The sequence below is a fragment of the Chitinophaga ginsengisoli genome, from assembly GCF_003014595.1.
Classification (GTDB): Bacteria; Bacteroidota; Bacteroidia; order Chitinophagales; family Chitinophagaceae; genus Chitinophaga; species Chitinophaga ginsengisoli.
Genome location: NZ_PYGK01000033.1, coordinates 1 through 4,468 on the forward strand (window position 1 = coordinate 1; position 4,468 = coordinate 4,468).

General features: G+C 42.7%; 5 protein-coding genes. 4 read left to right on the forward strand and 1 reads right to left on the reverse strand.

Annotation, left to right across the window (positions count from 1 at the left end; all coding sequences use genetic code 11):
- Together CLV42_RS33425 and CLV42_RS33430 are read left to right on the forward strand one after the other, a co-directional pair.
- On the forward strand, positions 1–929 hold a 929-nt coding region (locus tag CLV42_RS33425; RefSeq protein ID WP_106606298.1), incomplete at its 5' end, for an RHS repeat-associated core domain-containing protein.
- A gap of 2 nt (positions 930–931) precedes the next feature.
- On the forward strand, positions 932–1,429 hold the full coding sequence (locus CLV42_RS33430; protein ID WP_106606299.1) for a hypothetical protein: 498 nt from the start codon (positions 932–934) through the stop codon (positions 1,427–1,429).
- Between the two features lie 58 nt (positions 1,430–1,487).
- Here CLV42_RS33430 and CLV42_RS33435 read toward each other — a convergent pair whose 3' ends face one another.
- Positions 1,488–1,829: a helix-turn-helix domain-containing protein gene (locus CLV42_RS33435; RefSeq protein ID WP_106606300.1), complete on the reverse strand. Its 342-nt coding sequence runs from the start codon at positions 1,827–1,829 to the stop codon at positions 1,488–1,490.
- 152 nt (positions 1,830–1,981) lie between these two features.
- On the opposite strand from CLV42_RS33435, the gene CLV42_RS33440 reads away from it, so the two are divergent.
- Both CLV42_RS33440 and CLV42_RS33445 read left to right on the forward strand, forming a co-directional pair.
- The gene (locus CLV42_RS33440; protein WP_106606301.1) at positions 1,982–2,206 is read left to right on the forward strand and encodes a SymE family type I addiction module toxin; all 225 of its coding nucleotides are present in this window, start codon (positions 1,982–1,984) and stop codon (positions 2,204–2,206) included.
- Positions 2,184–4,468, forward strand: a 2,285-nt coding sequence (locus tag CLV42_RS33445) for a toprim domain-containing protein (protein WP_146154559.1), incomplete at its 3' end; no start/stop codon positions are given. The genes CLV42_RS33440 and CLV42_RS33445, both read left to right, overlap by 23 nt.

The window sequence follows — 4,468 nt, forward strand, 5'->3', positions numbered from 1 at the left end:
ATGATAATGAGGTGAAGGGAGAGGGGAACCAGCAGGATTATGGGATGCGGGTGTATGATCCAAGGTTAGGGAAGTTTTTGAGTGTGGATCCGTTGTTTAGGGATTACCCATGGTATACGCCTTATCAGTTTGCAGGAAATAAGCCTATATGGGCAGTGGATTTGGATGGTTTAGAAGAACAACCAACCACTTATACATCCTCACCATTGCCTAATAGTTATTTAAACCCGGCTAATAGTATAGATATGAATGGAGCCCCAGCTCGTGTGACTGCCACCAATAATCCGAAATTAAGTGTAGCTACCACATATACAAAACCTTTGGGTGCTCCGAGAAACTATCTCTATTATTGGAATGAGTTAATCAAAATGAGACCAGAGGCATTTAGTCCTGCTAATCTGGCTAGGGTTGGAAATGGCGCAGCTCCTAGGGTAGACGCTCAATGGATCGAATCCAATCCTACTCATGTCGGTTACGAGAATGATATTCTGGTTCATCACCATGAGCAACAGGGGAATATGGCTACTGCAGTTCCTAAAACTATTCATGAGAAATGGACGAAGGAGCTACACCCATTAAAGTATCCCAAAACTGTGACGACTGGACTAGGTTTGTCTATGAATCTTCTTTCTTTAGCAGTAGAAGTTTTCTCAAAAAATCCAAATACCATGTGGAACTCTACCTTTGGTAATGGAGCACATATTGGACAGATTTATATTAATCCTGATGGTGGATATTATCAGATTTTAAAAGAAGATAATTATTATGATGAGGATGGGAATCGCCAGAAAACAGATAGAGTATTAGAATTTTATAAAAGTTATGGAAAGGATAAGGATGGTAACTATATTGGTATAGAGAAGACTGGACAAAAAGTTATAACGACAGATTACCAAAAGAATGAGACTACTAATAGAGAAATAATTTGAATATGAATATAGTCGAATTTGAACAGCAATTATTAGATATTACCAATAAATATCCAAGACAAGATGAGAGTTCATGGATATTTGAGATGTATGAACCTAAACGGTTGAAGCCAGTAATAGATTCAAACGGAGACCTATTGCATGATTTGTTTAAGACATTTGATTTATCAGAGTTAACAGCTATGGGGCTATATTTTAATAAAGGGATTAATGAAAATGAAGACTATTTTTTATTTGGAGGGAGGGATACTGATATGCTTGTTGTAGATAAAAAAACATTAGAGGTTAAATTTTTAACTGAAGATGATGAATTGTTACATGTTTTGGCGAGAACTTTTTCCGATTATTTATCAATCTTCGTAGCGTTGTCGGAGTTTAGTATAAAAGGATTTTTTGGACATAATATAAGTGATGAGGAAGGCGACGATTTATTGAAAAAATGCAAGGAGATTGTCAAAGACAGTAAATATTTTTCTTTTTATGAAGAACTCTTAGCCTAAAAGAGATTTTTATTCAAGCTATACTCAAATAAAGATGCCCGGTGATCACCGGGCATCTTTATTTGAGTATAGCTTGAAGTTTAGATTTAGCGAGGAAAGCATCCAGTAACGAATATACGCACTCTTTATCCTTCTCAGGGAGTTCATTAATCTCATTGAGTCGCTTCATCATCTTAGGGTCCTTCAAGATATTAGTATCATTAGCTTCCCCTAATAAGAATCCCACTGTAGTATCCAGGGCTTCAGCCAACTTCCTAACTACATCAATAGACGGCAGCATCTCATCCCGCTCATAACGTCCGATGACAGTATGAGCAGACCCCAGTTTTTTAGCGAGTTCCTGTTGTGAGAACCCCTTAGCTTCTCTGCACTCTCTGAGCTTTTTACCAAAAGAGACCATTGTATGATACGTTTACGGTTAATAAAACCCCTGTTATGGAGGGTTTGGTCAAAATTATGAAACGAATGCGGTAAAATAAAATCGTAAAATATTTGTTCAATTAAACTGATCCGGTATCTTTGCACCGTTTACGGTTAATTAAAAAATATTTTATGTCATCAGGAACTAAAAGTAAAGCACTCCGTCGCGGTAAAATGCATGGGCAGTACCGGGCAGTTAGTAATCACTGGCATGGCGGCCGTAATGTGCCCTGGCTAAATGTACGGGGTCTGTGGCTGGAAGAAGCAGGCTTTAATGTAGGTGATCCGATAGATATTATAGTCGGAAAAGGAAAGCTGATCGTTAAAAAGGCCTATGATGGAAATAGCAGCCATTAAGCAGCAGCTAACGTTATCGCAGGTGCTGTCCTATTACGGGTTAAAACCGGATAAGCACCTGCGATTACACTGCCCATTCCATGATGACAAGACACCGAGCCTGCAGGTGTATTACAAGACGCATAGCTGTTATTGTTTTAGCAGTAACTGTAAGACGCATGGCAAGCCATTGGATGTAATAGACTTTGTAATGTACAAGGAAGGCTGCAGTAAGTATGAAGCTATCCTGAAGTGTAAGGCGTTAATAGGTGGTAGTGTTCCTGCTACACCAGCAAGGAACTACAGCCGAGAGGAGACGCTGGGCCACATGTTCATTTATTTTAAGAATGCGGTGCATAACAGCAAGCCTGCGCAGGAATATATACAAAGCAGGGGCTTAGAAGCTACCCGGTTAGAGATCGGTTATAACACGGCCCAGTTCCATCATGGCAGGCGTAGGGATGACCAGCTGATAGCAGCCTGTGTGGAGGCAGGGTTACTGTCCCCATGGGGAACGAATACGAGAGAGGGCGGACATGCCTATAGGCCTTTTGGAAAGTACTGTATCGTGTTTGCGTTGCGCGATAGTAAGGGAGAGATCTGTGGTATGTACTTCCGCAATACAGTCAATGATGAGGACCAGCGTCATTATTACTTAAAGGACCGGAGTGGTCTTTATCCTTGTTATCCTACCTCAGATATAACAAGACTGATACTGACCGAATCGGTGATAGATGCAGCCACGCTACTACAGTGTAGTGAAATATCTAAATCATACGGTATCCTGGCTTGTTATGGGACCAATGGTCTAACCGCAGAACATGAAGCCGCCATCAAAGGCTTAACCCACCTGCAGGAGATCATCTTTGCTTTTGATGGGGATGAAGCAGGACGTAAGGCAGTCGCGAAATACGCTACTACTTTTAAAGAGCAATTACCCCATGTGTTAATCAGTACCTTACTTCTGCCAGAAGGCGAAGACATCAACAGTATGGGTGTTAGTCATACCGCTGAGATCTTCCCTCACTTACTAAATAGTCGAACTGCATTTTTTTCTTCAGTTGAAGCAGTTGAAGAACAAAAAGCTCCCTCCTCCGAGCCAGTTACAACGACTTTACCAGCCAGCTCTGTACTGGACAGTAGTAATCCCTATAAGCTGAGCTACAGCGGCGATCTGGCCATTTATTACGTACAGGGAGGTGTGAGTAAACAGCTGGATAGTATGAAAGTGACGCTGGTAGTAGAGCGCAAGGATAATGGTCAGAAGAGCCGCAATAAACTGGACTTGTATGAGGATAAGCAGGTAGAGAAGTTATGCAGGGAGGTAGGTGAGAAGCTGGGCCTTCGAAAAGATATATTGGAACAGGACCTCTACCAGTTAACCGACCTGTTGGATCAGTATCGTGAAAGGGAGGAGCAACCAACAGCAGGAGAAGAGGCAAAGGGGTATACTTTAAGTGTTAGCGAGCAGAGTGTTGCAGAGCGCTTTTTACGGGAGGCTGGCTTGTTGGAGAAGCTGAACAAGCTGTTGGGGGAAACGGGTATAGTAGGAGAGGAAAGCAACCGGTTATTTTTATTACTGGTGGCGCTGAGTTACAAGATGCCTGCGCCCTTACATGCACTAATCCAGGGCAGTAGTGGTAGCGGTAAGACCCGGTTGTTAAAGCAGGTATCAGAGTGTATGCCACCGGAGAAAGTAACAAGGTTAACACGAGTAAGTGATAAAGTGTTATATAATTACCCTGAGCGCTACTTTATGAATCGGTTATTATGCTTAGAGGATATAGATGGGTTGAGTGAGGAAGCTGAGTTTGCGTTCCGGGAGCTGCAGAGCAATGGAGAGTTAAACAGTGCAACCAGTATTAAACTGGAGAATGGGCAGATCACCAGTGGTCAGAAGACAGTGAGAGGCCCGATAGCCAGCCTTGCCTGTACAACCCATGGAGAGATTTATGAGGACAATATGAGCCGTGTGTTCCTGATAGCTGTAGACGAGAGCTCTGAGCAGACCAGACGTATTATAGGCTACCAGAACAGTAAGGCAGCAGGGGAGACAGACACCCGCAAGGAACAGGATAGTAAAGGGTTTATCCGTAACCTGGTGCGCTGTCTGGAAGCACTGGAGGTAGTTAATCCTTATGCGGGGCGTTTACAGTTGCCCGAGGATGCACATAAGATCCGCCGTTTGCATGACCTGTTTTTAAACTTTGTGAAGATGGTAACGCTGGTACACCAATACCAGCGTACCAAAGACAGCAAGGGGCGTCTGGTAGCAGAGATCAG

What these genes read in the sequence shown, in the direction of transcription:
- CLV42_RS33430 (WP_106606299.1), top strand. Translation starts at nt 932, where the DNA reads ATGAATATAGTCGAATTTGAACAGCAATTATTAGATATTACCAATAAA.
- CLV42_RS33440 (WP_106606301.1), top strand. Translation starts at nt 1,982, where the DNA reads ATGTCATCAGGAACTAAAAGTAAAGCACTCCGTCGCGGTAAAATGCAT.
- CLV42_RS33435 (WP_106606300.1), bottom strand. Translation starts at nt 1,829, where the DNA reads ATGGTCTCTTTTGGTAAAAAGCTCAGAGAGTGCAGAGAAGCTAAGGGG.